Origin of the sequence: Pseudomonas sp. SBT1-2 (genome assembly GCF_028640875.1) — a bacterium.
Taxonomy (GTDB): domain Bacteria; phylum Pseudomonadota; class Gammaproteobacteria; order Pseudomonadales; family Pseudomonadaceae; genus Aquipseudomonas; species Aquipseudomonas chlororaphis_I.
The window spans coordinates 16,081-40,530 of the sequence record NZ_JAQZAA010000095.1; the positions used below are offsets into that span (position 1 = coordinate 16,081).

23 protein-coding genes are annotated in these 24,450 nt (G+C 65.2%); 10 read left to right on the forward strand and 13 right to left on the reverse strand.

Annotation, left to right across the window (positions count from 1 at the left end; genetic code table 11):
* Positions 1-202 precede the first annotated feature (202 nt).
* The 3 genes from PVZ78_RS20575 to PVZ78_RS20585 are packed head-to-tail and all read left to right on the forward strand — an operon-like array spanning position 203 to position 4,259.
* Entirely contained in the window at positions 203-676 is a 474-nt protein-coding gene (locus PVZ78_RS20575) for a (2Fe-2S)-binding protein (RefSeq protein ID WP_009049901.1), read from the forward strand.
* Positions 673-2,967: a xanthine dehydrogenase family protein molybdopterin-binding subunit gene (locus tag PVZ78_RS20580; protein ID WP_273829168.1), complete on the forward strand. Its 2,295-nt coding sequence runs from the start codon at positions 673-675 to the stop codon at positions 2,965-2,967. The genes PVZ78_RS20575 and PVZ78_RS20580 overlap by 4 nt, the downstream gene beginning before the upstream one ends.
* Positions 2,964-4,259, forward strand: coding sequence for a cytochrome c (locus tag PVZ78_RS20585; protein ID WP_273829169.1), 1,296 nt, complete (start codon positions 2,964-2,966; stop codon positions 4,257-4,259). Before PVZ78_RS20580 ends, PVZ78_RS20585 begins: the two co-directional genes overlap by 4 nt.
* 78 nt (positions 4,260-4,337) lie before the next feature.
* Here the strand turns inward: PVZ78_RS20585 and PVZ78_RS20590 are convergent, their stop codons facing one another.
* From PVZ78_RS20590 to PVZ78_RS20615, 6 genes are all read right to left on the reverse strand, one after another.
* Positions 4,338-4,616: a bacteriocin immunity protein gene (locus PVZ78_RS20590; protein ID WP_016702320.1), complete on the reverse strand. Its 279-nt coding sequence runs from the start codon at positions 4,614-4,616 to the stop codon at positions 4,338-4,340.
* Positions 4,617-4,697: 81 nt separating this feature from the next.
* On the reverse strand, positions 4,698-4,952 hold the full coding sequence (locus tag PVZ78_RS20595; protein WP_103331631.1) for a bacteriocin immunity protein: 255 nt from the start codon (positions 4,950-4,952) through the stop codon (positions 4,698-4,700).
* A gap of 9 nt (positions 4,953-4,961) precedes the next feature.
* On the reverse strand, positions 4,962-6,239 hold the full coding sequence (locus tag PVZ78_RS20600; RefSeq protein ID WP_103331630.1) for an S-type pyocin domain-containing protein: 1,278 nt from the start codon (positions 6,237-6,239) through the stop codon (positions 4,962-4,964).
* 218 nt (positions 6,240-6,457) lie between these two features.
* Positions 6,458-7,954, reverse strand: coding sequence for a methyl-accepting chemotaxis protein (locus tag PVZ78_RS20605; protein ID WP_124301887.1), 1,497 nt, complete (start codon positions 7,952-7,954; stop codon positions 6,458-6,460).
* Between the two features lie 305 nt (positions 7,955-8,259).
* The gene (locus PVZ78_RS20610; RefSeq protein WP_273829170.1) at positions 8,260-10,386 is read right to left on the reverse strand and encodes a TonB-dependent siderophore receptor; all 2,127 of its coding nucleotides are present in this window, start codon (positions 10,384-10,386) and stop codon (positions 8,260-8,262) included.
* A 150-nt stretch (positions 10,387-10,536) separates the two neighbouring features.
* Positions 10,537-11,442 carry a LysR family transcriptional regulator gene (locus PVZ78_RS20615; RefSeq protein ID WP_124337039.1) on the reverse strand — a complete coding sequence of 302 codons (906 nt, stop codon included), beginning with the start codon at positions 11,440-11,442 and terminating at the stop codon, positions 10,537-10,539.
* Between the two features lie 121 nt (positions 11,443-11,563).
* Between PVZ78_RS20615 and PVZ78_RS20620 the strand changes: the two genes are divergently transcribed.
* Positions 11,564-12,424 (forward strand): type 1 glutamine amidotransferase domain-containing protein, encoded by an 861-nt coding sequence (locus PVZ78_RS20620; protein ID WP_009049910.1) that lies wholly within the window; start codon positions 11,564-11,566, stop codon positions 12,422-12,424.
* Between the two features lie 122 nt (positions 12,425-12,546).
* On the forward strand, positions 12,547-14,721 hold the full coding sequence (locus tag PVZ78_RS20625; RefSeq protein ID WP_028682039.1) for a DNA/RNA non-specific endonuclease: 2,175 nt from the start codon (positions 12,547-12,549) through the stop codon (positions 14,719-14,721).
* Positions 14,722-14,735: 14 nt separating this feature from the next.
* Here PVZ78_RS20625 and PVZ78_RS20630 read toward each other — a convergent pair whose 3' ends face one another.
* Entirely contained in the window at positions 14,736-15,422 is a 687-nt protein-coding gene (locus PVZ78_RS20630; RefSeq protein WP_101282883.1) for a GNAT family N-acetyltransferase, read from the reverse strand.
* Between the two features lie 186 nt (positions 15,423-15,608).
* Entirely contained in the window at positions 15,609-16,220 is a 612-nt protein-coding gene (locus PVZ78_RS20635; protein ID WP_443218361.1) for a cell wall hydrolase, read from the reverse strand.
* Between the two features lie 281 nt (positions 16,221-16,501).
* On the opposite strand from PVZ78_RS20635, the gene PVZ78_RS20640 reads away from it, so the two are divergent.
* Positions 16,502-17,311: a CAP domain-containing protein gene (locus PVZ78_RS20640; RefSeq protein ID WP_443218362.1), complete on the forward strand. Its 810-nt coding sequence runs from the start codon at positions 16,502-16,504 to the stop codon at positions 17,309-17,311.
* Between the two features lie 392 nt (positions 17,312-17,703).
* Positions 17,704-18,750, forward strand: coding sequence for a class I SAM-dependent methyltransferase (locus PVZ78_RS20645; RefSeq protein ID WP_016702328.1), 1,047 nt, complete (start codon positions 17,704-17,706; stop codon positions 18,748-18,750).
* A 207-nt stretch (positions 18,751-18,957) separates the two neighbouring features.
* On the opposite strand, the gene PVZ78_RS20650 is transcribed toward PVZ78_RS20645, so the two are convergent.
* Both PVZ78_RS20650 and PVZ78_RS20655 read right to left on the reverse strand, forming a co-directional pair.
* Positions 18,958-19,407, reverse strand: coding sequence for a hypothetical protein (locus PVZ78_RS20650; protein WP_041988220.1), 450 nt, complete (start codon positions 19,405-19,407; stop codon positions 18,958-18,960).
* A 159-nt stretch (positions 19,408-19,566) separates the two neighbouring features.
* Entirely contained in the window at positions 19,567-20,487 is a 921-nt protein-coding gene (locus PVZ78_RS20655) for a LysR family transcriptional regulator (protein WP_041988223.1), read from the reverse strand.
* A 118-nt stretch (positions 20,488-20,605) separates the two neighbouring features.
* Here PVZ78_RS20655 and PVZ78_RS20660 point away from each other — a divergent pair, with 118 nt between their 5' ends.
* The 3 genes from PVZ78_RS20660 to PVZ78_RS20670 all read left to right on the forward strand — a co-directional run bounded on the left by PVZ78_RS20660 (position 20,606) and on the right by PVZ78_RS20670 (position 22,308).
* Complete coding sequence (locus tag PVZ78_RS20660) at positions 20,606-21,352, forward strand: SDR family NAD(P)-dependent oxidoreductase (protein ID WP_037005758.1); 747 nt, start codon at positions 20,606-20,608, stop codon at positions 21,350-21,352.
* 66 nt (positions 21,353-21,418) lie between these two features.
* Positions 21,419-21,625: a tautomerase family protein gene (locus PVZ78_RS20665; RefSeq protein WP_007922853.1), complete on the forward strand. Its 207-nt coding sequence runs from the start codon at positions 21,419-21,421 to the stop codon at positions 21,623-21,625.
* 143 nt (positions 21,626-21,768) lie between these two features.
* On the forward strand, positions 21,769-22,308 hold the full coding sequence (locus tag PVZ78_RS20670) for a phosphohydrolase (protein WP_041988228.1): 540 nt from the start codon (positions 21,769-21,771) through the stop codon (positions 22,306-22,308).
* A gap of 4 nt (positions 22,309-22,312) precedes the next feature.
* Here the strand turns inward: PVZ78_RS20670 and PVZ78_RS20675 are convergent, their stop codons facing one another.
* From PVZ78_RS20675 to PVZ78_RS20685, 3 genes are all read right to left on the reverse strand, one after another.
* On the reverse strand, positions 22,313-22,666 hold the full coding sequence (locus PVZ78_RS20675; RefSeq protein WP_041988230.1) for a DUF1428 domain-containing protein: 354 nt from the start codon (positions 22,664-22,666) through the stop codon (positions 22,313-22,315).
* Positions 22,667-22,799: 133 nt separating this feature from the next.
* Positions 22,800-23,885, reverse strand: a complete 1,086-nt coding sequence (locus PVZ78_RS20680) for a hypothetical protein (protein ID WP_009049921.1) — start codon at positions 23,883-23,885, stop codon at positions 22,800-22,802.
* A 310-nt stretch (positions 23,886-24,195) separates the two neighbouring features.
* A complete protein-coding gene (locus tag PVZ78_RS20685) occupies positions 24,196-24,360 on the reverse strand; it encodes a hypothetical protein (protein WP_200877304.1) in 165 nt (54 codons plus the stop codon).
* Between the last annotated feature and the right edge of the window lie 90 nt (positions 24,361-24,450).

A 24,450-nucleotide genomic window follows, 5' to 3' on the forward strand; every position in this document is an offset into this window, starting at 1 on the left:
CTTCGGCCTACAAAAAACCAGAATCGTCTTATTTATCGACCACCTCAAACCCCGCATGCTTCGCCCCCGCAAATCTGCCCAGCACCTGAGCGCAACCTTGTTGTCCAGTCCCTGACCGGGACACGTTGCCGGCTCATACCTGCCCTGACCGCTGTCGCGTGCTCAACGCGCCACGCCACTCACTCACAGGACCCAAGCTGCCATGACTTTTATCCTCAACGGCCGCCACCTTTTACTGGATCAGCTGCCGCCAGACACACCTCTGCTGTATGCCCTGCGCAACGACTTGGGCCTCAATGGCCCCAAGTACGGCTGCGGCCTGGGGCAATGCGGCGCCTGCACGGTGCTGGTGGACGGTGTCGCCGCCCGCTCCTGCACCCTGCCGCTGTCCAGCGTGCAGGACAAACAGGTCACCACCCTGGAGGGCCTGGCGCAGGAAGAGCGCCTGCACCCGGTGCAACAGGCGTTCATCGATGAGCAGGCCGCGCAATGCGGCTATTGCAGCAACGGCATGATCATGACCCTGGTGGCGCTGTTCGAGCGCGAGCCCGAGGCCGACGAGCAACGGATCAAGAACGAGCTGGCCTACAACCTCTGCCGCTGCGGCGCGCACTTCGAGATCCTGCAAGCCGCGGCCAGGGCCCGTCAGCTGCTGGCAGAGCGGGGTCGACCATGAACGACCTGCCGTTGACCCGTCGCCGCCTGCTCCAGGCCGGCGGCCTGATCATGATCAGCACCCTGCTGCCCAAACCGCTGCTGGCCATGGCCGAAACCCGTACTACGACCCCGTTGCCAACGGACCCGACGCCGGACCATGTCGACAGCTTTATCGCCCTGGGCGCCGACGGCCACGTGACCGCGTTCTGCGGTCATGTCGACCTCGGCACCGGGGTGCGCACGGCGCTGGCGCAGATCGTCGCCGACGAGCTGGATGTCGACTTCGAGCAGGTGCGGATGATTCTCGGCGACACCGCCAGCACCCCGGACCAGGGCCCGACCATCGCCAGCGCGACCCTGCAGGTCAGCGCCCTGCCCCTGCGCCAGGCCGCCGCCCAGCTGCGCCAGTGGCTGCTGGAAGGCGCGGCGGAAATCCTCGACCAACCGATTGCCGGGTTGCGGGTTGAACGAGGGCAGATCTACGCCAGCGCGAGCCCCAAACGACGCCTGAGCTACGCCGAACTGGCCCGCGGACAGGACCTGCACCTGCCCCTGGACCCACACGTCAAACTCAAGGCCGTCGGTGCCGGTCGTTATGTCGGCCAGTCCACCCCGCGCGTGGACATCCCGGCCAAGGTCAGCGGCCAGTTGACCTATGTCCACGACCTGCGCCTGGACGGCATGCTCCACGGTCGCGTGGTACGCCCGCCCTACCCCGGCGCCGATGCCAGCGCGCCCTTGGGCCATGCGCTGATCGCGGTGGATGTGGCGTCCATCGCGCATTTGCCGGGCATCGTCAAACTCGTGGTGATCGGTGACTTTGTCGGCATCGTCGCCGAGCGCGAGGAGCAGGCCATCGACGCCATGCGCCAGCTCAAGGTCCAGTGGAAAACCTGGGATGCGCTGCCCGACCTGCGGCAAGATGCGCTGCACAAGACGCTCCTGGCCCATCCCAAGCAGGACCGCGTGCTGCGCGACGATCCCGACATCGACAGCAGCCTGGGCACGCTCAACAGCCCGCTCAATGTTGACTATGTCTGGCCTTACCACCAGCATGCCTCCATCGGCCCGTCCTGCGCGGTGGCGATGATCGACGCCGAACGCGCCGAGGTCTGGACCGGCAGCCAGAACCCCCATGACCTGCGCAAGGACATCGCTCTGCTGCTGGGGCGTACACCGCAACAGGTGCAGATCAATCGCATGGAAGCCTCGGGCTGTTACGGACGCAACTGTGCCGACGATGTGGCCGCCGACGCCGCCCTGCTCTCCCAGGCAGTCGGGCGGCCGGTACGGGTGCAACTGATGCGCGAGCAGGAGGCCGGTTGGGAACCCAAGGGCACCGCGCAGCTGATGCAAGTCCGCGGTGGCCTGGACGGCAAACGCGAAGTGGCCGCCTACGAATTGAAAACCTGCTACCCCTCGAACAACGCCCGGACCCTGGCGCTGCTGCTCACCGGCACCGTCGCCAACCGCCCCGACATCCAGCAGATGGGAGACCGCACGGCGATCCCGCAATACCGCTTCCCGCAGATGCGCATCGTCTGCCAGGACGCCGCGCCGATCGTCCGCGCCTCGTGGATGCGCGGGGTTTCCGCGCTGCCCAATGTCTTCGCCCATGAATCCTGGATCGACGAACTGGCCTACATCGCCCAGCAGGACCCGATCGCCTTCCGCCTGCGCTACCTGGACGACCCGCGCGCCCTGGCGCTGATCGAGGCGCTGAAAAAGCAGGCCGGCTGGCAGGACGGTAGCGCCCACCGCCACCCGGCGCCGCCGTCGCAGGAATGGGTCAAGGGTCGGGGGTTTGCCTATGCCCGGTATTTCCACAGCAAGTTCCCAGGCTTCGGTGCCGCCTGGGCCGCGTGGGTCTGCGACCTGAGCGTCAACCGGCGCACCGGGCAGATCCGCCTGGACAAGATCTTCGTCAGCCACGACTGCGGGCGCATGGTCAACCCGGCCGGCGTCCGTCACCAGGTGCACGGCAATATCGTCCAGTCGTGCAGCCGGGTGCTCAAGGAATACGTCAGCTTCGACCCTTGCGGCAGCACTTCCCTGGAATGGGGCGGCTATCCGATCCTGCGCTTCGACGAGTTGCCCGAAGTGGATGTGCAACTGCTCGACCGCCCGGAAGAACCCTCCATGGGCGCCGGCGAGTCGGCCTCGGTACCCAGCGCCGCGGCCATTGCCAACGCGATTTTCGACGCGGTCGGCGTGCGCCTGCGGCAAGTGCCCTTTACCCCGGAAAGTCTGTTGCAAGCCTTGCAGCAAGCCCCCGACGCTGACCACCCTGGCCAGGAGGCCCACCCATGAGCAAACTCAAGACCCTCGTCGGCTGGAGCCTGGCCGCCTTGAGCCTGGCCGTCACCGCGGGCGTGTTCATCAGTTGGCAGCCGGCGATCGCGCCGCTGGACAATCACGACACCCAGTACTTCAGCCATGCGCAAGTTGCCAAGGGCGAGCAACTCGCGGCCCTGGGCGATTGCGCGGTCTGCCATACCGCGCCGGGCGGGGCGCGCAACGCTGGCGGCCTGGCCATGCGCATCCCGTTCGGCACCCTGTACAGCACTAACATCACCCCCGATCCGGAGACCGGGATCGGCAGCTGGTCCTATCCGGCCTTCGAGCGCGCCATGCGCCACGGCATCGACCGCAACGGGCGTTACCTGTACCCGGCGTTTCCCTACACCGCCTTCACCAAGACCCGCGACGAGGACCTCAAGGCGCTCTACGCCTACCTGATGAGCCAGCCGCCGGTCCGCCACCAGCCACCGCAGACCGACCTGCATTTCCCCTTCAATATCCGCCCGGGCATCCTCGCCTGGAACTGGCTCTACCTCAGGCCCGGCGCCATGGCCGACGAGCCCGGGCGCAGCGCCCTGTGGAACCGTGGCGCCTACCTGAGCGAGGGCCTGGGACATTGCAGCGCCTGCCACTCGCCCCGCGATCCGCTGTTTGGCGAACGCGGCGGCCGGCACCACCTGAGCGGCGGTGTTGCCGAAGACTGGAGCGCCCATGCCCTGGCCGGCGGCAAGGCGCCGCTGGCCTGGACCGAGCAGGACCTGCTGGACTTCCTGCGCCACGGCTACAGCCCGCGCCACGGCGTCGCCGCCGGCCCGATGGCGCCGGTGATCCACGAAGGCCTGGCGCAACTGCCGGAGGCCGACCTGCAGGCCATCGCCCATTACCTGTCCAGCCTGCAACCGGCCAGCGCCCCGCAAGGCAGCGCCGACACCCTGAACCACCAGGCCGAGCAACGCACCGAGCCCCTCGGCTCCCCCGGCGCCCGGCTGTTCTCGGGGGCCTGCATGGCCTGCCACGCCCAGGAAAAAGGCCCGACCCTGACCGGCGTGCGCCCCTCCCTGGCCCTCAACAGCAACCTCTACGCTGACAACCCCGACAACGCCATCCGCGTGATCCTCGAAGGCATCGCCCAACCGGCCAACCCGGAACTGGGCTACATGCCCGCGTTCCGCCACAGCCTCGACGACCAGCAGATCGCCGACCTGCTGACCTTCCTGCGCCAGGACCTGGCAAGCCAGGCGCCCTGGAAAGACGTGAAACAACGCGTCAGCCACATACGCGCCAGCCTGCCTCCCGGCTGACCCGTTCCCGGCCATGAAAAAGCCCCGCATAAGCGGGGCTTTTTATCGGTTCTGTCTGGTGCTCAACAAGGTGGGGCATCACGCCTTGAAGCCCGGCAAACCGTTCGCGGCCCGCCACGCTTTCACCTCACTCAATACCGCCTCAGGACTGTCTTCAATACCGTTTTGATCCGGGTAGTAAATGAGTCCATAACCCGCCGGATGCCCGGTGACTTTCTCAAAATGATCGGCCAGCGTACTCAGATACTTTTCGAGTTGGGGACCTTCAAGGTCGTTGGTTTCACTGAAGAACTCATTGATCAGCTGTAGGAACTCACACTCTGTGTAGTGCTCGATCCGAGCCTTATCTAAAGACATGGCAGCTAACCTTGAGCAAGATTTTTGGAGGTCTCACTTTTGATGAATGTGATATCAGACACTCGCCCTCTCTTTTGATCATCACTGCTTGAATCCCGGTAACCCATTCGCCGCACGCCACACCTTCACAACTCGCGTGATGTCTTCGGCGGTTCCCTTTGAACCGTCCTCCGGGTAGTAAATCAAATCGGTGCCGCCTGGGTGACCGGTAATCTCGCAGAATTCCTCTAGAAGATCGTCAAGCACATCGTCGGTTGCGGTCTTGTTAGCAGCGAGCAGTTCTTTCAGATAGCTGACAAATTCGTCTTCGGTAAAGTCAGTGATGCTGTTCTTCATTGATAAACGTCATCCTTTTCGGTGAATGTCGATGTGATGTTTCGGGGTAACGACACTCAGGTTGTCGACATCATAGAGGCTTCCACCCTTGGCAATATGATCAAGGTGGTGCAGCTCAAATGATCCGCGCTTTCCTGCCCTGTCCCTGTAGCGTGCCTTTGGTGCACTGCCCGCTCGCATCCGGTCGATATTGTTGTCTGTGAACTGCCCTGCAAACTCAGGACAATTGGCGATAGCTTTCCACAGGGCTCGCCTGAAGCTATTGAAGCTGCCGAAACTTTTCCCGCGCAGTTGCGTGGCAATCACTGCAGGTACAGGTGATCCCAGCCCAATACCAGCACCGGCAAGCCAGATGCCCATGGCATCTTTACCCTCGCCAGTAACAACGCCCGGATTGAACCGGACATTCATTACAATATAGAGCGGCTGTACTCCCGAACCAGGCGGGAACACCAGAATGAAGTCCTGGTACTGCGGCGGATAGAGCGGATTGACGATGATGGTATCCGCCTGTTCGGTGGGCGGATAAATCCAGATGGGGGGCGCTTGCGGTGCGGCCTCTAACGGCGGGATACCCGAGGTGCTGGAGGGGTCGACCGCTGGCGTCCAGATCAGGGTGACGCCATCGCCGAAGTCGGCCACCTGCAGCTGATCCCGGGCCTGAAACCGGACCACGGGGATCATTTCCCAATCGCGGCGCTTCTCGGTGTTGTAGCCATAACCCTTGAGCGTGCCATCGGCTTGCTCTTCGATATGCAGTCGAACCCGGGTCCGGCCTTCTTTGAGCGACTTGAGCTGTTCCTCCGTATACAAAGCGCTATCGCCCAGGCTCGACGGCACGAGCATGGCGATAACACCGAGCAGGCCTCCCGCAACCACACCAGAAGTGAAGGCACCGCTGGCGGCCGTGCCGCAAAGACCACCGCACGACGCACCAACAGGCACCAGTGCATTGGCGCCGAGCATGAGCCCACCTAACGCGGGAGGCACACTTCCACTGATCCTTCCGAGCCTGAGGTTTCCCGCCGCATCGGTTTCACGCCCACCCAACAACGCAAACTCGCCGTACTCCTTGACGGCCTCAGTGGGGATGAAAGAGCTGGCGTAGTTGATAACCCCGTCAGCCAGCTTGCAGGGTTTGGTAAAGGTGCATCCAGCGTTAGCCAGTTTGGTTTCTGCTTTCGCTGGAAGATCCTTGTACTCAGCCCAACGCTGGGCCCCCAGATCGACCGGTTCGATACCCTTGTTGCGATAGCCCTTCGGGTTATTGGCGACGTAGCCACTCATCCATGTTGCTCCCCATTCCCCCAGAAAACCTCGCCCTGGCTATGCCGGGTGCGAGGCCTCCTAACTTGGCGAATCGGGTGGTTCCTGGAAACTTGGAGAACTCTGAGATTGACGCTGACCGGTCTGAATGACCTGTAGTCCGGATTCCGGTCAGGGCCTGCGGACCAGCAGCAGTGATGGCGCCCGCGGCCTATCGGCAAGCAGGCGCCCCTCCCCCGTTACTTATGAAACGTCTGCCCCAACGCCTCCAGGCGGATCGCAATCGGTGGCAGGCGCTGGCTGCTCAGGGCCAGGCTGCCCATGTCGTCGGCGGTGTTCTGGGCGATGGCCTGGACCGAGTGCAGGCGGCCGACGATGTCAAGGCTGGCGCTGGATTGTTCGCGGGTGGTGCTGACGATGCGGCCGTTGAGTTGGTCGATATGCGAGATGTCGGCGCCGACGGCCTGGAACATCGCGGAGGCCTGGCGGCTGTCTTCGACGCAGCGCTGGGCGCCTTCGTGGCTGTCGTGCATGGCTTCGGCGGCCTGGCGGCTGCCCTGTTGCAGGGCTTCGATGATGGTCTTGATTTCCTGGGTGGACAGCGCGGTGCGCTGGGCCAGATTGCGCACCTCATCGGCGACCACGGCGAAACCGCGGCCCTGCTCGCCGGCGCGGGCGGCCTCGATGGCGGCGTTGAGGGCCAGCAGGTTGGTCTGGGCGGCGATGCTGCCGATCACCTCCAGCACGTTGCCGATCTGTTCCGCTTGCCCCGCCAGGCGTTGCACGGTCTCGTTGGTGCCGTTGATGCGTGACGCCAACTGGGTGATTTCCGCCTGGGCGCGATCGACGCTTTGCTGGCCGCGGCTGATTTGCGCGCTGGCCTGGCCGGCGCGCTCGACCGCCTGCTCGACGTGCACGGCGATGTCGCCCATGGCATCGCCCATGCGCTGCATGGAGCCGGTCATCTGGGTGATTTCCGTCAACTGGTGCTGGGCGCCCTGCTCCAGGGTCTGGCTGGTTTTCGCCAGGTCCTGGCCCAGTTCGCGCAGGCCATGGGTGTCACGCACCACGCCATCCACCAGCGCGGTGATCTGCTGCATGAAGTGGTCGAAACGCTGGGCCAGCGACACATGCACCTTGCCGCTCTCGCCCTGATGAACCTCGACGGTCAGCTGGGAGGTGGCGGCGAGCATCTTGTCCAGCATGTCCTGGCTCTCCACCGCGTCGGCATGGCTGTGCAGCGCCAGGTACAGCAGGATCACCGTCTCCACCACCACGTAGAAGGCGTGCACCGCCACCATGCCGAAACCGCCGTGATGGGCCATGACATAGACCGGAAAGCCCTGGTGCTGCAGCACATGAAACACCACGTGATGCAGGGCGATGGTCACCGCCGCCAGCAGAATCGGCAGCCAGTCGCGATAGAAGGTCAGCACCGCCAGCAGCACGAAAATGCCGAAGTGCGCTTCGATCAAGCCCTTGGCCTGGTTGATATGCAGCGCCGCCATGAGCATGAAGCCGATGGCGATGCAGCAGCGCATCAGGCGCGTGCCGCTGATGGCGCGGTACAGCAGGCTCAGCACCAGGGTGGTGCCACCGCCCACCAGCAGCGCCTGGGTGAAGGTGTCGTGCCAGAACGCCAGGCCCAGCGCATAGGCGAACATCAGCCAGATCAGGCCCATCATGATGCGGTCGGCTTTGCGGTAATGCTCGAGAAAACGCGGGGGGAAAGCCATGCACTCTTACTCCATGTACGTGACGGGAAGAAAAACGGCAGAGGGCAAAACGGAGTGACCGCTTTCGGCGAGCGGTTCAGTCAGCAACGATAGTGGCAAATAGCCAAGTTCGCCTTTTCAACTATCGACATGACCAGGGCTTTCTTGACGCCGGGCCACGGGGAATCGGGTCGCGGGTGGGCAAAGTCGGGAGATTGGCGGGAATGCCATGAAGGGCGGAATGGGTGGGGGGAAGAGCGACCGCGGCGAGACGGATCCCGCCGACACGCCACCCGATAGGGCGACGCGCAGCGGTCCGGATATTGTCAGAAGGTCACGCTGGCGCTCAGGCGTGCGGTGCGTGGTTCGCCGACGTTGACCTGCAGCTGGCTGCCGGTGGACGACGGGTAGTACTGCTTGTCGAACAGGTTGTCGACATTGAACTGCAAACTGGTTTTATAACCGAACAGCGGCGATTCCCAGCGCACGAAGGCATCGGCCACGGTATAGCTGCTGAGCCAGAAATCGTTGGCGTTGTTGGCTGCGCGCTCGCCGACATAACGGGCACCGCCGCCCGCATGCCAGGCGCCGAATTCCGCGGGCACGTTGAGGTGGTGGCTCAGGTACAGGCTGGCGGTGTGCTTGGGGGCGTTGGCCAGGCGGTGACCTTCGTTGCTCGGGTCGTCGAGGATTTCCGTGTGGTTGTAGGCGTAGGTGCCGATCAGGTCCCAGCGCTCGGCGATACGCCCGGTGACGTCCAGTTCCACGCCCTGGGAACCGACCTTGCCGGCGGCTTCCGAGAGGCTCACGCCATTGACCGTGGTGGTGGTCACCACATTCTTCTTCTCGATGTCGTACAGCGCCAGGTTGATGTTCAGGCCCGGCAGCGGATCGTACTTGGCCCCCACCTCGTAGCTGCGGCCCTCTTCCGGATCGAAGGTCTTGCCGGCATCGTCGACATCGGTGTTGGGCTTGAACGAACGGCTGTAGTTGCCGTACAGCGACAGGCTGTCGGTGGCCTTGAACACCAGGCCGAGGAACGGCACGAAGGTGTCGCCATTGCTGTCGCGATTGACCTTGTAGCTGCGGCCCAGGCCCTGGTCGCTGTACTGGTCGTAATGCTGCTGGCGACCGCCGAACACCAGGATCCACTGTTCACTTAAATGCCAGTTGTCCTTGAAGTACACCGAGCTCGAGGTCAGCTGGTTGCGCAGGTTGCTTTGCGTGGCGCTGACCAGGCTCGGCTCGGCCAGCTTGCCGTAGACCGGCGAGGTGATGTTGAAACCACCCTGGGCGATGTTGCGGTAGGTCTTGCCGCGGTATTGGTCGGAGTGCTCGCTGTCGACGCCCACCAGCAGGTCATGGCGCTGGCCGAACAGCTCCTGCTGGCCGATGAAGTCCCAGCTGGCGTAGCGGGTTTCGTCGTCGTAGTGGGCGCCGTTGGCAGCCCGGCGCAGGGTGTTGCCGGTCAGGCTGTTGGGCTGGGCGATCGACAGGCTGTAGCGGTCGTTGTTCCAGCCGTAGGTGACACGGGTTTTCCAGTCATCGCTCAGCTGGTACTCGAAGCGCGCGCTGGCCACTTCGCGGATGCCGACGCTTTTCGCCCAGCGTTCGTCCAGGCGCTTGTCGTAGTCGATGTCCGCCGGATGCCCGTTGGTGAACACGGTGCCGCGGTCGAAGGGGCTGGAGTAGTCGTTGTATTCGTAGTTCAGGGTCAGGCTGGAGCGCTCGCCGGTCCAGGTCAGCGACGGCGCCACCAGGGTGTGCTCGTTGACCCCGTAGTTGCGCCAGTAGTCCTCATGGCCGCGCTCGGCGATCAGGCGGTAGGCCAGGCCGGTATCGCCCAGCGGCCCGGTGGTGTCCAGGGCCATGGTGCCGCCGCCTTCGCTGTAGGCCGAGCCGCTGAGCGTGGTGCTCTGGGTGTATTGCGGCTGCTTGCTGATGATGTTGATCAGCCCGCCCGGCTCCAGCGCGCCATAGAGCATCGACGCCGGGCCCTTGAGCACTTCGACCCGCTCGGTGGTGGCGCTGAAGTTCTGCCCCAGGTTGGAACGCACGCCATCGCGCAGGATCGAGCCGTCGTCGTTGGTGCCGAAACCGCGCTTGACCAGCGAGTCCCGGGAACCGCCCAGGGTGTTGCCCTGGCTGACGCCGCTGACGAACTTCATGGCGTCGTTCAGCGAGCGCACCTGATAGTCGGCCAGGGTCTGCTGGGTCACCACGTTGATCGACTGTGCCTCCTCCTTGATCGGCACATTGCTTTTGCTCGCCGTGCTGGCTTGCGAGGTGGTGTAGCCGGTGTCCTGGCTGAGGCGATCGGCCTGGATATCGGTGGTCGGCAGTTCGACCGCCTCCTGTGCCCACAGCGGGCTGGCGACCAGGCAGCAGGACAGTGTCGGCAACAGGCGTTTGATCAGGGTGTTACGGCGGGCACGCGGACAGGATGACTTCAAGGTGTGCACTCAAGGGAGGGAAGGACATGAATAGCAATGATTATCATTGTAATCAGCGCCCGATTCTCAGTAAATCCCCTTCCCCACGGGAGTGGGCGCTTTTTTAATCCTCCTCCCGAGCAACACCGGGGCTGATGGCCAGTCGGCCTGTCACTGCGCCACGGCCTGGGTCAGGTGATCGATCAGGGCCCGCGCCGCCGCCGACAGCTGGCGATGCGGTGGATAGATCACCGAGAACGGCCGCGAACGACCGCCCGCCTCCGGCAGCAGCGCCACCAGGCGACCGCTGGCGATCCGTTCGCGGACGATGAACTCGTAGGTCTGGCAGATGCCCATGCCGTGCTCGGCCAGGGACACAATGCCCAGTACATCGTCGGCCACCTGGATATTCGCCTGGGGTGTCCACTCCAGGTCCCGCCCCTGCTCGCGCAGCAGCCAGGCACCGACCCGGCCGCTGCTGGGCATGATGAACGGCAGGCAGGCATGGGCCGCCAGGTCCTCCAGCTGCTGCGGCGTGCCGGCGCGTTGCAGGTAGTCGGGGGACGCCACCAGGCACAGCGGCGCGTCCTCCAGCTTGCGCCCGATCAGGCCGCTGTCGGGCAACTGGCCGAGGCGGATCGCCAGGTCGTAGCCTTCGGCCACCAGGTCGACATTGCGGTTACTGATGCTCAGCTCGATGCGCACCTGCGGGTATTGCCGGGCAAAGCCGCCGAGCAGCGCCGGCAGCCGGTAATGGCCGTAGGTGGTCGGCACGCTCAGGCGCACCCGGCCGTTCAGCTCGCCGTCCTGGCCCTGGATGCTGCGCTCCGCGCCGTCGATCAACTCGAACGCCGCGCGCGACTGTTCCAGGTACAACAGGCCGGCCTCGGTCAGGCTCAGGCGCCTTGTGGTGCGGCGCAACAGCTGCACGCCCAGGCGCGCCTCCAGCCGGGAAATCGCCCGGCTGACCACCGACGGGGTGGTGCCCAGCGCCACCGCGCCAGCGCTCAACGAGCCCTTCTCCACCACGCTGACGAACACCTCGACGTCAGCCAGATAATCGAATCGGCGACTCACCTTAACCTCCAGGGAACAAGTGATTTCCAGTGGCGCGAGTTTATCGCCCACAGAGGCATGAATACAGTGAATCACCCGTCGGCCACCGCCGGCTCCCTGACCTCACATACTGGACACCCACATGCGCCCACTCAGCACCCTCGCTCTTGCCATGAGCATCACCGCCGCCACCTTCAACGCCCAGGCCGGAAACGTCCTGGTGGTGCTCTCGGACTCCGACCACCTCGACCTTAAGGACGGCAAGGTGTTTTCCACCGGCTTCTACCTCAACGAACTGATGCAACCGGTGAAGCAGCTGCTCGACGCCGGCCACTCGGTAACCTTCGCCACCCCACAGGGCAAGGCGCCGACCCTGGACCGCTCCTCCACCGACAAGATGTACTTCAACAATGATGTCGCCGCGCTGCAGGCGCACCAGGCGCTGCTCGACCAGTTGAAAATCACCTCCCCCGGCGAATCGCCGGTGATCAGCCTGGCCCGGGTCGAGCAGATCGGCTACGAGCATTTCGATGCGCTGTACGTGCCCGGCGGCCACGCACCGATGCAGGACCTGCTGCACAGCCCCGAGCTGGGCCGGCTGCTGAGCAACTTCCATCAGAACAACAAGACCACCGCCCTGGTCTGCCACGGCCCGATCGCCCTGTTGTCGACCCTGCCCCAGGCGCAGGACTTCACCCGACAGCTGGCCAGCGGCGGCAAGGCCAGCGCCCCGGGCTGGATCTACGCCGGCTACCAGTTCACGGTGATCAGCAACCAGGAAGAGGAATTGGCCAAGGGCCTGCTGGGCGGCGGCGCCATGCGTTTCTATCCGCAAACCGCCCTGGAACAGGCCGGCGGCCTGTACCGCAGCAACCGCTCGCCGTGGAGCGAAAACGTGGTGATCGACCGCGAGCTGGTAACCGGGCAGAACCCGGGCTCGGCCCAGGGCGTGGCCAAGGTGTTGCTCGAGCGCTTGCAGGAGCGCGCCGGCAAAGGTGCATAAAAGGCGCATAAAGAGCGGCGGATCCGACGAGCTGGCATGACGCCAGCCGTCTGCCGCGGCACTTGTTGTCTACGCTCAAATGGCTAGCCCGAAAGGAATCCCGTACTCGCCAGGAGGTGCCCATGAGCAAGACGCCAGATGCCGTTGCCAGTGCCCGCAGAAGCAACATGGCCAAAGCCCTGGAGCGCTGGAACCAGCAAGCCAATACCCGAACCGCATCGCTGTCGCGCATCCGCGAACTGGGCCCGGGCGCCGGCGATTCACCGCAGCAACTGGCCAAGTGGGTTGCCCGCGAGAACGCCCGTGCCCTGTTGACCCGCGCCGGGCTGGAACGCCGGATCGGCACCTGGGACCCGACCTTCTACGCCCCCAGCGAGGCCGCCCGCCAGGCGGCAAGGCCGGTGGCGCGGCTGGTCAATGCGCCACGCCCGGGCACGGTGGTCGAGGGCTTCGCCACCGGCTTCCTGGTCTCGCCCAGCCTGTTGCTGACCAACCAGCATGTGTTTCCCCGGTATGTGGATGCCGTGGACTGCGCCGCCAACTTTCTCTACGAAAGGCAGGAGCGCGGCATCAACGAAGGCACCTACTTCAACCTGCAGCCGGACCAGTTCTACTTCGCCGACGAGGCGCTGGACTTCTGCCTGGTGGCCATTTCCACACAGGGCACGCGCGGCGAGGCACTGTCGGACTACGGCTGCATCCGCCTGATCGAAGCCACCGGCAAGACCCTGCGTGGCCGGCCGATGAACATCATCCAGCACCCCGATGGCGGCCCGCGCCAGTACGCCACCACCCACAACCGGCTGCTGGACATTCTCGACCAGGGTTTCCTGCATTACGAAACCGACACCGCTGAAGGCGCCTCCGGCTCCCCGGTGTTCAGCGACAACTGGGAACTGATCGCCCTGCATCACTGCGGCATCCCCCGGACCGACGCAGCCGGCAACATCCTCAAGACCGACCACAGCCTCTGGAACCCCGAAGGGGACGAGGAAAGCACCGTGGACTGGGTGGCCAACGAGGGCACCCGGGTCAGCAGCATCGTCGGCGCGCTCAAGGCCCTGCAACTGAGCGGCAGGCCGGCCGAGCTGCTGGCCCAGCTCATGGAGCAGACCGCCGATCCGCTGGCCGCGCTCAGCGTCAACGAAGCAGTGGCCGTTACGCCGCTCCGCCCAGGCCTGCCCGATAGGTCGCAGAACATCTTTCATATCTCCGGCCCCACCACCATCAACATCCTCAGCCATGCCGCGGACAGCCCGGCAAGCATTACCTCCAGCCTGAGCGTGGCGCCGGCCGAGCCGGCATCAACCGACTCCGCTCCGGCAGTCGCGGCCCTGGAAAAGACCCTGACCTTCGACCTCGACTACGAGGCCCGCCCCGGCTACGACCCGGATTTTCTCGGGGTGCCGGTCCCGCCGCCCTTCGTCGAGGGCGCCCAGCTGGCCCAGCTCTACCGCGTCGGCGACTACCGCGAACATGCCGCCTCGGCGCGCAATGTGCCGGCCATGAGGCTCTCCCACCTGGACGACGACGCTCCGCTGGAGCTGCCCTATCACCGCTATTCGCTGGTGATGAACAAGAAGTACCGCATGCCGATGTGGGCCGCCTCCAATGCCGACTACCGGCCCGAGGTCCGTGGCGATGCGCGGGGCCGCCGGGGCTTCGGCGGCGAAAGCTGGCGCCTCGACCGCCGGGTGCCGAGCCGATTCCAGCTGACCAACAGCGACATCTACGCGCCGGCCGGCAACTTCGATCGCGGCCATATCGTGCGCCGCGAAGACAGCTGCTGGGGCCAGCCGGGAATCGACACCGAGTACGCCAACGCCGACACCTACCACTGGACCAACTGCACGCCACAGCACGAGCTGTTCAACCAGGAAACGCCCGACGGCGCCCAGTACCGCAATCGCAAAGGCATCTGGGGTTACTTCGAGGGCGAGCTGGCCGAACAGATCGAGGCCGGGGGCGGCCAGGCCGTCATCTTTGCCGGCCCGGTGCTGGGGGACTCCTGTGTCGAGCAGGACTTCGGCAAGGGCCCGGTGCACTACCCGACCCGCTTCTGGAAAATCGTCATCGTGCCCAAGGACGAATCGCGAACCCCGGAACTGTTGGCCTATGGCTTCCTGTTCGATCAGAGCGAGGTGATCAAGGAGTTCGGTCTCGACGTCCAGGAAGCCGCGCTGGACCTGGCCAAGGCCTTCCAGAAGCAGAGGGCGACGCTGGCGGACATCTGCCAGATGGCGGGCATTTCCCTGGCCCCCTCGATCATGGCCGCCGACCAGCACAAGCCGGGCTGAGCGACCGAGCGGCCTCAGCCCTGCCCCAGGCGCTCGCGGACCAGCGCCTGGGCGTTGCGGGTCATCTGGTCCAGGTGACGGTCGCGCTGTTTTTCGGCATCGAGCATCGCCCGCTTGCCATGCTTTTGCAGCAGGTAGCTGTGGATCTGCCGCACCTCCAGCGAGCGATAGATCGGCGCCGTGTCCAGCAGGCCCATCAAACCGTCGGTGGCGTGATCGCGGGTGTTCATCAGCACCTGCGGACCGCGCACGCCCAGCACCTGGAAGCCCAGCGCTTCGAAACAGGGCACCTTGCCCGCCGCGCAGGTCAGTTCGGCATGGGGGTAGCGCTCGCGCATCCGTGCCAGCAGCGAACGGGCGATCCCCTGCCGGCGATGGCTGGCACGCACCGCCATATAGGCCACGCCGCACGCCTCGGGATCGTCCTTGACCGGCAGGTACAGCACAAAACCCAGCACCTGCTGCGGGTCATCATCGTCAGTGGCCACCAGCAGTTCCACGGCGATGCCCCGGGAGCCGTCCAGGGCCTGCAGGTACAGATGCACTTCGTAGCCGATGGCGTACTGGTAGATGTTGTACAGCAGGTTGCTGGGCGGGATCGCTACCGCGCTGATGTCGGTCAGGTAGTCGACCACCATCTGCAGGATCTGGCTGTTGACGGCCTCCGGGCACGGGGTCTGGAAATGGCTGATGGTGGGCATTGCGCGGAGGGCTCCAAAGGTTGAGGCACGCCTGGGACAGCAGGCGTCGGCGGCGGGCCGGGCATGATACTCCGCCCGCGTAGTTGACGCAGTCCCTGTAGGAGCGAGCTTGCTCGCGATGCAGCGTGTCAGCACGGACACTATCGCGAGCAAGCTCGCTCCTACAGATGGCCTGGGTAAACCGGTTTAGCGGGCGCTGTCGCCTTGCGGCTTGTAGAACAGAAACTTCCGGGTCTCGGCGGTCTTGCGGTATTGCCTGGCCCAGGCGGGCCGCACGCGCCGGTCGTGGAAATACAGGGCGCCGTGGCTGCGGTCCGGGAGTTGCTGGTTGAGCGCCTTGCGCGCGATTTCCTTGGCCGCGATGTAGGGCTCATCTTCCTTCACCTGGTCCGCACGCCCGTCGCACCACCAGGAAAACTGGCAGGCACGCTGCTGCGAACCCTGCTTGACCACCGCGCACACCGTATCGGGAAACCCCTCGTGGCCGAGCCGGTTGAGCACCACGCTGGCCACGGCTTCCATGTCGGCGGCGGCCCCGCCCTTGGCTTCCCAGTAGATGGAACGCGCCAGGCAGGTGATGGCATCGTCCAGCGGCGCGGCGCCGGCCGGGTCCACCGCCTGGGCCTCGGGAGGGGTAATGGTTTCGCTGCGGGGCGCCGGTTGCTGGTCCGCGGCTTTCTGCTCCAGGACCTGGGCCTTGTCCTCCACCACTTCGGGGTTCGCTCTTTCACCCGCGGCCATCGCCAGCCCCCCGCACAGGAGGATCAGGAGACCGCCGGCAATCGCTGTCGGGTGCATGCTCGCACCTTCGCCAAAAGCCCGATCCGGGCACGGGAAAGCCACCGCCAGCCTGCCGGCTGGCGCGGCTGGAATTGAGTGTAGTTCGCCGCCGTCCGCCCGTAACCGGCGCCATGCCGGCAACCAAAAGAATGGATAACGGCGCCCGTTTTCGGCAAAAAGACCTTGCGCCGACCGGGGCGAAATCGCGCATCATGGGCGCAATTCGCTCAAGGGAGACCTCCATGCGCTGCCTATCCTCCGCTCTGCCACTGACCCTGCTGTCGTCCCTCCTGTTGTCGATGAGCATGGCCTTCGCCACCACCGCCGTGGCGAGCGACGAGACGCAACTGGTGACATCGATCAACAGCTACCGCAGCCAGGCCCAGCGCTGCGCCGGCCAGGTGTCCCAGGAGCTGCCGCCGCTGGCCGCCGACCCACGCCTGGTGCTGCCCGCCAACAGCATCGGCAACCTGCAGCAGGCCCTGGCCAGCAGCGCCTACCCGATGGTCAATGTGCAGGCCATCAGCCTGTCCGGGCCGCGCGATGCCCAGGCGGCCATGAAGGCGGTGCGGGAAAGCTTCTGCCAGGTGGTGCTGGACCCGCAGTTCGTCGATATCGGCGTCAGCCGCACCGGCCAGGATTGGCGCATCGTCCTCGCCCGGCCGCTGCTCACCGCACGCCTCGGCGACTGGCAGGCGGAAGGCCAGAAACTCCTGGAAAGCCTCAACAGCGCCCGGGCGCAGCCACGCCAGTGCGGCAACCAGATCTTCGCCGCCGCCACCCCGCTGGCCTGGAACGCCACCCTGGCCAGCGCGGCCCAGGACCATACCCGGGACATGGCCAACCACAACTTCTTCGATCACAAGGACCGCGACGGCCGTACCCCCGGCGACCGCGCCGAACTGGCGGGTTATGCCGGCCAGCAGATCGGCGAGAACATCGCCGCCGGCCAGGACAGCGTGCGCAAGGTGGTCAATGGCTGGCTGGCCAGCCCCGGCCATTGCGCCAACCTGATGAACCCGCAATACCGCGAGCTGGGTGCGTCCTATGCGATCGATCCGAAAAGCGATGCCGGCATCTACTGGACCGCCATGTTCGGCACCCCTTGAAGGCCTGACCGACCTTGCCCAAGGGCGCCGTGATCGGCGCCCTGCCCCCTTATCGGCCAACCCCGCGATGCCCCCACCGGGGAACTAAACTGACTCATCTACCGACCAGGAATCGCTTGCTCCGGGCGTCCCCGGAACCTGCGCGCAGCCTCGCCTGCCGCCATGGGTTCGACGCCCAGGCCCGATGGCCTGCCTCACCTTCCTGACGGTAGGCACGCCCCCCGCCCACGCGGGAGGCGTCCGTGCATCAGCTCTTCAAAGCACAGGCCTGGCTTGCCAGACCCATTCCTTCGGCAGCGCCGGGACATGGCCTCCTCGCGTGCGTCGCGTATCTCCATCCGGCCACTGCCGGGCCGTCTGCGGCAGTGACCCTCACAGCGGAGGACAAGGCCATGGACGAAGCCAAGCTCAACGATTTCATGGGCAAACTGGTGTCAGACATGGGCGGCGCGGCCATGCTCGCCAATATGATTCTCGGCGAAGAACTGGGCCTGTACCGGGCCATGGCCGACAGTCGTTTCGTCAGCCCCGAAGCGCTGGCCGCCAAGACCGGCTGCAACGCGCGGCTGCTGCGCGAATGGCTGAGCGCCCATGCCGCGTCCGGCTACATGGAACACCTCGACGGCCAGTTCCGCCTGCCGGAAGAACAGGCCCTGGCGCTGGCCATCGAGGACTCGCCGGTGTACGTGGCCGGTGGCGCCGTGGTGGTCTCCGCGCTGTTTCACGACAAGGACAAACTGCTGGCGGCGATGCGCGGCGACGGCGCCCTGGCCTGGGGCGATCATCACCCCTGCATGTTCAGCGGCACCGAGCGCTTCTTCCGCCCCGGCTATCGGGCGCACCTGGTGGCCGAATGGCTGCCGGCCCTGGACGGCGTGGTGGAAAAACTCCAGGCCGGGGCCAAGGTGGCGGATGTCGGCTGCGGGCATGGCGCCTCGACGGTGATCATGGCCCAGGCCTATCCCGCTTCGCAGTTTTTCGGCTTCGATTACCACCAGCCTTCCATCGCCACCGCGACGCAACGCGCCGAGGAAGCCGGGGTGACCGGCCGCGTGCAGTTCTCCCAGGCCAGCGCCAAGACCTACCCCGGCAACGACTACGACCTGATCTGCTTCTTCGACTGCCTGCATGACATGGGCGACCCGGTGGGCGCCGCGCAACATGCCTTCCAGGCGCTGAAAGACGACGGCAGCGTGCTGCTGGTCGAGCCGTTCGCCAACGACCGACTGGATCAGAACATCACCCCGGTCGGCCGGCTGTTCTATGCCGCCTCGACCTTTATCTGCACGCCCAACTCGCTGTCCCAGGAAGTCGGACTCGGGCTCGGTGCCCAGGCCGGCGAAGCGCGCCTGCGCCAGGTCTTCAGCGAAGCCGGCTTCAGCCAGTTCCGCCGGGCCGCGGAAACGCCGTTCAACCTGATTCTCGAGGCACGTAAATAAAAACGCAGTCCTGTAGGAGCGAAGCTTGCTCGCGATGAACTTGAGGGCGGCGCGCTTACCCGGTCGATACGCGTCATCGTTAACGACCATCGCGAGCAAGCTTCGCTCCTACAGATGTGTGTTGTTGATTCAGATGTTGCATGCCAATAAAAACGGCACCCGGGCAGATCCCGGGTACCGTGCCTCTGTACAACGATGGATAGCGCCTTACGCCGCCGGCAGATCCACCAGCACCACCGCCTGTTGCCCTACGCACAACAGCCGGCCGCCATGATGGGCCACGTACTGCCGAGCCTCGTCCGGCGACGAGAACCAGCAGTTGAGATGGCCCGCCTGGCGGTAGACCAGTTCGAAGTGCTGCAACTGCTCGGGCGCCAGCTCGTCGAGGACCTGGCGGTAGCTCTCCCAATGGGCAAAACCGGCCTCGCTGGCCAGGGTGCGCAGCAGGTGTTTGCGCTGCACCTTGTCGCGCTGTCGATACAGCTCAGGCAACGACAGGCCAGGCAAACTGTTGCTCGCCAGCAAGCGCCGCAGAATCGGCAAGGCGCTGGCCAGCGAACCGCTGGTGGCGGTGCGATGCAGGCGTTTGGCTTCGCGCAGTACCAGGCTGGCGGCCTGACTGGCGGGTGAACGGGGAACGGATTTGTTGATAGGCATACCAACTCCAAGAGAATCGGCCTGCTCGCTATTGGCCCGGAGGGGGTATGCAAGCGTGGTGCTTGCGGAAATTGAAGGTGCTTGCGCTTTCGCGAGGTGGGCGCCCAGGAAGCCCGGTCGCCATACTAACCAATCCATCCCGGGCTGCCCATCCCCGCTTCAGGTCTTCCAGCCCGGCTGTTTCTCCAGCAGGAAGTCGATAAAGGCGCGCAGGCGCAACGGCACATGCCGGCTGTGGGGATACAGCAGGCTGAAGGGCCGCGAACGGCCACCGTAAGGCTGCAGCACCTCCACCAGCGACCCTTCGGCCAGCTCGCGCTCGACCATGAAACGGTAGGTCTGGAACAGGCCGGCGCCATGCCTGGCCAGGGTCACGCCCCCCAGCAGGTCCTCGGAGCACACGTAGGCCCCCTCGGCGAGCACTTCGCAGGGGCCGTCGGGGCCGTTGAACAGCCAAGCGATGCGCCGGCCGCTGCTGGGCAGCTCGAACTGGATGCACTCGTGCTGCGCCAGGTCGTCGAGCCGCTGCGGGGTACCGGCCCGCGCCAGGTAATCCGGGGCGGCGAACACCACCAGTTCGGCGTCCTCCAGCAACCGCGCGACCAGCCCGGAATCCGGCTGCGCGCGCACCCGGATCGCCATGTCGTAGCCCCCTTCGACGAAGTCGATATTGCGGTTGCTCAGGTTGACCTCCACCCGCATCTGCGGATAGCGCCGGCGAAACTCCGGCAGCAGCGGCAGGATGCGCAGGTGGCCGTAGGTGGTCGGCAGGCTGATGCGCAAAGTGCCGGAAGGCGCCAACTGCTGCCCGGTCAACTGGCGCTCGGCTTCGAGCATCTGGTTCAGCGCGCTGCGGCATTGCTGGTGATAGTCGCGCCCGCCGTCGGTCAGGCGGATGCTGCGGGTGGTGCGCACGAACAGGCGGACGCCGAGCCGCTCTTCCAGGCGCGACACCGAGCGGCTGACCGCTGCCGGCGTGACCCCGGCCGCCAGCGCCGCGCCGGTAAAACTGCCGATCTCCGCCGCCATGCAGAACAGCTCGATGCTGCCCAGCAGCACATCGTCGAATTGCCGACTCATTGATTACACCATGTATCAAGTGAAGTACCTGAGGCGCTATTTATCAGTATTCGGCACACAAATATAGTTCTGCCCAACAGCGCTGGAACTTCTCTCAACGCAGAACAGGACTATCACCATGAACCTCAACCTGAGCCCCAACAGCACCGTCATCATCACCGGCGCCTCCAGCGGCATCGGCCTCGGCCTGGCCCAGGCCTACCTGGCCCGCGGCTACAACGTGGTCGGCAATGCCCGCTCGGCAAAGCGACTGGCCGCGGCGGCCGAAACCCTGGGCCACAGCGAGCGTTTTCTCGGGGTCGAAGGCGACATCGCCGACCCGGCCACCGCCACGCAACTGGTCGAACGCGCCATCGACCGTTTCGGCCAGGTCGATGTGCTGGTCAACAACGCCGGCTTCTTCCTGCCCAAGGCGTTTATCGACTACAGCCCCGAGGAGCTGGAAAGCCTGCTGGAGACCAACCTCAAGGGCGTGGTCTACGCCTCCCAGGCCGCCGCGCGGCACATGATCGAGCGGCGCCAGGGTCGCATCATCAACATCAGCGCCAGCGTCGCGCTGCAACCGAACCTGGCGGTCCCGGCGGCATTGCCGGTGCTGATCAAGGGCGGCGTGAACCAGATGACCCGCGCCCTGGCCCTGGAGCTGTCGCCGTTCAACATCCAGGTCAACGCGGTGGCCCCGGGGATCATCGACACGCCGATGCACGACCCGGCGCACCGCGCCTTCCTCGACGGCCTGCAACCGGCCGGACGGGTCGGACGCATCGAGGAAATCGCCGACGCGGTGCTCTACCTGTCCGGCGCCGGCTTCACCACCGGCGTGGTGCTGCCGGTGGACGGCGGCATGAGCAGCGGCAAATGGTAAACCCGGCGGGAGGCCCGCGTGCCTCCCGTCCCTTGCAACCTCCATCCTTTCCTTAGGAGTAATGCCATGCCTTTCGTCAACGTCCGCATCACCCGTGACGGCGTGACCCGCGAACAGAAAGCCCAGGTGATCCGCGAGATCACCGAAACCCTGCAACGGGTGCTGAACAAGGCCCCGGAACTGACCCACATCGTCATCGAGGAAGTCGACACCGACAACTGGGGCTACGCCGGCATGACCACCACCGAATACCGCCAGCGAACGGCGCAATGAAAAAAGGGCGGGCCAGCATCTGGTCCGCCCTTTGTTCCTGGCGTTGAATCGATCCGCGACCTGTCGATACGCCGTGACGCCCGCATCCTCAAGCCCTGCGCCGAGCCTTATACTGTCGCCCTTCCAGACCCGGAGCAGACCACATGGACGTCGTTCTCGAATGCCCGCTCACCGAACAGATCCTTGCCTCTTACGCCACGGTGATCGGCAAGGACCTGCCCGGCTATCGCAATCATATATATCGCGTGCTGAGCTTCTACACCGCGCTCAACCCGCAGGACCGGCCGCTGTCCTCGGCGGTACAGGTCGCCGCGGCCTTTCATGACCTGGGTATCTGGACTCATGGCACCCTCGACTACCTGGCGCCGTCGATCCAACTGGCCCGGGCCTTTCTGGCCGAGCGCGGCGAATCGCTGCTGGATGAGCAGGTCAGCGCGCTGATCGAGCAGCATCACAAACTGCGCCCCTATCGCCAGGCCCACGCCGCGAGTGTCGAAGCGTTCCGGCAGGCCGACACGATCGACGTCTCCCTGGGCCTGCTCAGCTTCGGCCTGCCCCGCCCGTTTATCCGCAAGGTCCAGGCACGCTACCCCGACCAGGGTTTTCACTGGATGTTGGCGCGCGCTTCGGCCCGGCAGTTGCTGCGTACGCCGCTGCGGCCATTGCCGATGTTCCGCTGGTGATGCCTCAGGCATTCACCAGCATCTTGAACCCGCCATAAATCATGCGCTGGCCGTCGAACGGCATCGGGCAGGCGTCGGGCTTGAGCCGCGGGTCTTCCATGGCTTTTTGCATGCCCGCGTCGCGGATTTCACGGGACGGCCAGATGATCCAGCTGAACACCACGGTCTCCTCCGCCTTGAGCTTGACCGCCATGGGGAACGAGGTCAGCTTGCCCTCGGGCACATCGTCGCCCCAGCAATCGACCACGCTCAGGGCGCCGAACTCCTTGAACACCTTCGCCGCGGTCTGCGCATGCTGCTTGAAGGCTTCAAGGTTGGCGGTGGGTACTGCCAGTACACAACCATCGACATAAGACATGATCCTGCTCCTGCTGATTGGGGTTGAACATCCGGGGCCGAACCGGGTGTCGGCCCTTCTGTGAACTGGTCGATCCGCATCGCCGACAATCGACAGCTCGGCGCGAAAAAACCGGGAGGCCGACCGACGGGCTTCATGGCTCCGGTTGCCAACCGGTTTCCGGGGCGCTCAGGCCCGGCGTGGCAGGCGGATGCACGGAGCCTGGCACGGTCTCCAGCGGAGGGTTCGGCACCGCGCTTTTGCCCAGCTCGCCCTCGACCTGTCCGGCCAGGTAATACACCCCGGCCATCACCCCGTTGCCGGTGTTGTTCAACAGCTTGAACCAGGCCTGGTCGAACGCCTTGCCCAGGCTCTGGCGAATCTGCGCCTCGGTCTCGGCCCGGTCGCTCTCATGGGCGATCGCGCGAAACCCTGCGGCCCCCAGGGAGATCACCGCCCCGGCGACCTTGCCAGCCACCGCCGACGCGGCGCCGGCAATGCCACGGCCGGCCATCTGCGCTTCGAATTTTTCGCTGGCCTGCCTGGCCACCGAGACAATCCCCGCCTCGGACGACACCTCGCCGGTGCCCGCGGGGGCGCTATGGATCTGCTGGTACAGCGCCGAGTAGGCCGGCAGCGTGGTCAAGGGCTTGGCGTGCAGCACCTGGTACAACGACGCATCGCGCGCCGGCGGCGGCCCCAGGCGAATTGCCTGGATGCCATTGAGCCGTTGATCGAGCTGCTTGGCCGGCAGCCGATAGCGCTGGGCAATGACCTGCACCTGCTTGTCCAGCAGCTCGACATAGAACTCCGTGGCCTGGTTGAGAATCGCATCCGGGTCGATCTCCACCGCCACCGGTGCCAGCACCTGTTCCTGATACTGCTCCTTGAGGTAGGCCGCCAGCCGCGTCGCCGCCGCGTCCTCCTCGTCGCCGGCGGTGAGGCTGTACCAACTGACTTTCATGGCCATCCATTCCTGGGTCCAGTAACTGCTGAACCAGGGGATGAAGGTTTCTTCGGTGACTGCGTAGACCCGCACCCGCCAATGCTCCATGGAGCCGCGGGCAAACACCTTGACCTGGATCACCGCCTCTTGCGAAGCCTGGGCGATCTCGCGGTCCACCTGGCGCCAGGTGCTGGGCGGCACCACCACCGGCGCCACCGCCTCGCGGACGCGCTGGGTCGCGGCGCACCCGGCCAGCACCAGCAGCATCACGACGATCAGCGCACGCAGGTACAAGATGGCAACCCTCGCACAGCGTCGACCACGGCCACCCGCCCACGACGGGGCAGGCTTCAACCGGGTACCACACGACCATGCCTGGGTTGAGTATAGGTGCTGGGGTCTGCGCCCCAGGCTCGAGAAGGGGTTTGCAACAGCGCATCCGACCAGCCGCTTGCTTGTCGGCGACGCGGTATCTGCAACCAGCAGGGTCACTGTAGGAGCGAGCTTGCTCGCGATAGGGACAACAGGGTGTGTCTGACGCTCCACGTCGCCCTTGGGATTTTTCGCGAGCAAGCTCGCTCCTACAGGCTCGGGTCAGCCGCGGTCAGCGTGGGCCGCCACCACCGGGACCTCCGCCAAAACCGCCATGCTGGCCGCCACCGCCATGACCACCACCGCCGCCACCCGGCGGGAAGAACATCCAGCAGCCCGACAGGGACGACAACAAGGCGATCACTACCGCCACTTTTGCAACTCGACTCAACATCATCACTTCACTCTCTTTCAGGACGAGAACCACAAGTTTCTCGCCGTTTCAGACAGCGTTTGCGCGACATCGAGCAGCGCATGAAGGTAAAGA

Bases quoted from the DNA above. Each gene is read 5' to 3' on its own strand.
- PVZ78_RS20575 (WP_009049901.1), top strand. From the start codon at position 203: ATGACTTTTATCCTCAACGGCCGCCACCTTTTACTGGATCAGCTGCCG.
- PVZ78_RS20580 (WP_273829168.1), top strand. From the start codon at position 673: ATGAACGACCTGCCGTTGACCCGTCGCCGCCTGCTCCAGGCCGGCGGC.
- PVZ78_RS20585 (WP_273829169.1), top strand. From the start codon at position 2,964: ATGAGCAAACTCAAGACCCTCGTCGGCTGGAGCCTGGCCGCCTTGAGC.
- PVZ78_RS20590 (WP_016702320.1), bottom strand. From the start codon at position 4,616: ATGTCTTTAGATAAGGCTCGGATCGAGCACTACACAGAGTGTGAGTTC.
- PVZ78_RS20595 (WP_103331631.1), bottom strand. From the start codon at position 4,952: ATGAAGAACAGCATCACTGACTTTACCGAAGACGAATTTGTCAGCTAT.
- PVZ78_RS20600 (WP_103331630.1), bottom strand. From the start codon at position 6,239: ATGAGTGGCTACGTCGCCAATAACCCGAAGGGCTATCGCAACAAGGGT.
- PVZ78_RS20605 (WP_124301887.1), bottom strand. From the start codon at position 7,954: ATGGCTTTCCCCCCGCGTTTTCTCGAGCATTACCGCAAAGCCGACCGC.
- PVZ78_RS20620 (WP_009049910.1), top strand. From the start codon at position 11,564: ATGCGCCCACTCAGCACCCTCGCTCTTGCCATGAGCATCACCGCCGCC.
- PVZ78_RS20625 (WP_028682039.1), top strand. From the start codon at position 12,547: ATGAGCAAGACGCCAGATGCCGTTGCCAGTGCCCGCAGAAGCAACATG.
- PVZ78_RS20630 (WP_101282883.1), bottom strand. From the start codon at position 15,422: ATGCCCACCATCAGCCATTTCCAGACCCCGTGCCCGGAGGCCGTCAAC.
- PVZ78_RS20635 (WP_443218361.1), bottom strand. From the start codon at position 16,220: ATGCACCCGACAGCGATTGCCGGCGGTCTCCTGATCCTCCTGTGCGGG.
- PVZ78_RS20640 (WP_443218362.1), top strand. From the start codon at position 16,502: ATGAGCATGGCCTTCGCCACCACCGCCGTGGCGAGCGACGAGACGCAA.
- PVZ78_RS20645 (WP_016702328.1), top strand. From the start codon at position 17,704: ATGGACGAAGCCAAGCTCAACGATTTCATGGGCAAACTGGTGTCAGAC.
- PVZ78_RS20650 (WP_041988220.1), bottom strand. From the start codon at position 19,407: ATGCCTATCAACAAATCCGTTCCCCGTTCACCCGCCAGTCAGGCCGCC.
- PVZ78_RS20655 (WP_041988223.1), bottom strand. From the start codon at position 20,487: ATGAGTCGGCAATTCGACGATGTGCTGCTGGGCAGCATCGAGCTGTTC.
- PVZ78_RS20660 (WP_037005758.1), top strand. From the start codon at position 20,606: ATGAACCTCAACCTGAGCCCCAACAGCACCGTCATCATCACCGGCGCC.
- PVZ78_RS20665 (WP_007922853.1), top strand. From the start codon at position 21,419: ATGCCTTTCGTCAACGTCCGCATCACCCGTGACGGCGTGACCCGCGAA.
- PVZ78_RS20670 (WP_041988228.1), top strand. From the start codon at position 21,769: ATGGACGTCGTTCTCGAATGCCCGCTCACCGAACAGATCCTTGCCTCT.
- PVZ78_RS20675 (WP_041988230.1), bottom strand. From the start codon at position 22,666: ATGTCTTATGTCGATGGTTGTGTACTGGCAGTACCCACCGCCAACCTT.
- PVZ78_RS20685 (WP_200877304.1), bottom strand. From the start codon at position 24,360: ATGATGTTGAGTCGAGTTGCAAAAGTGGCGGTAGTGATCGCCTTGTTG.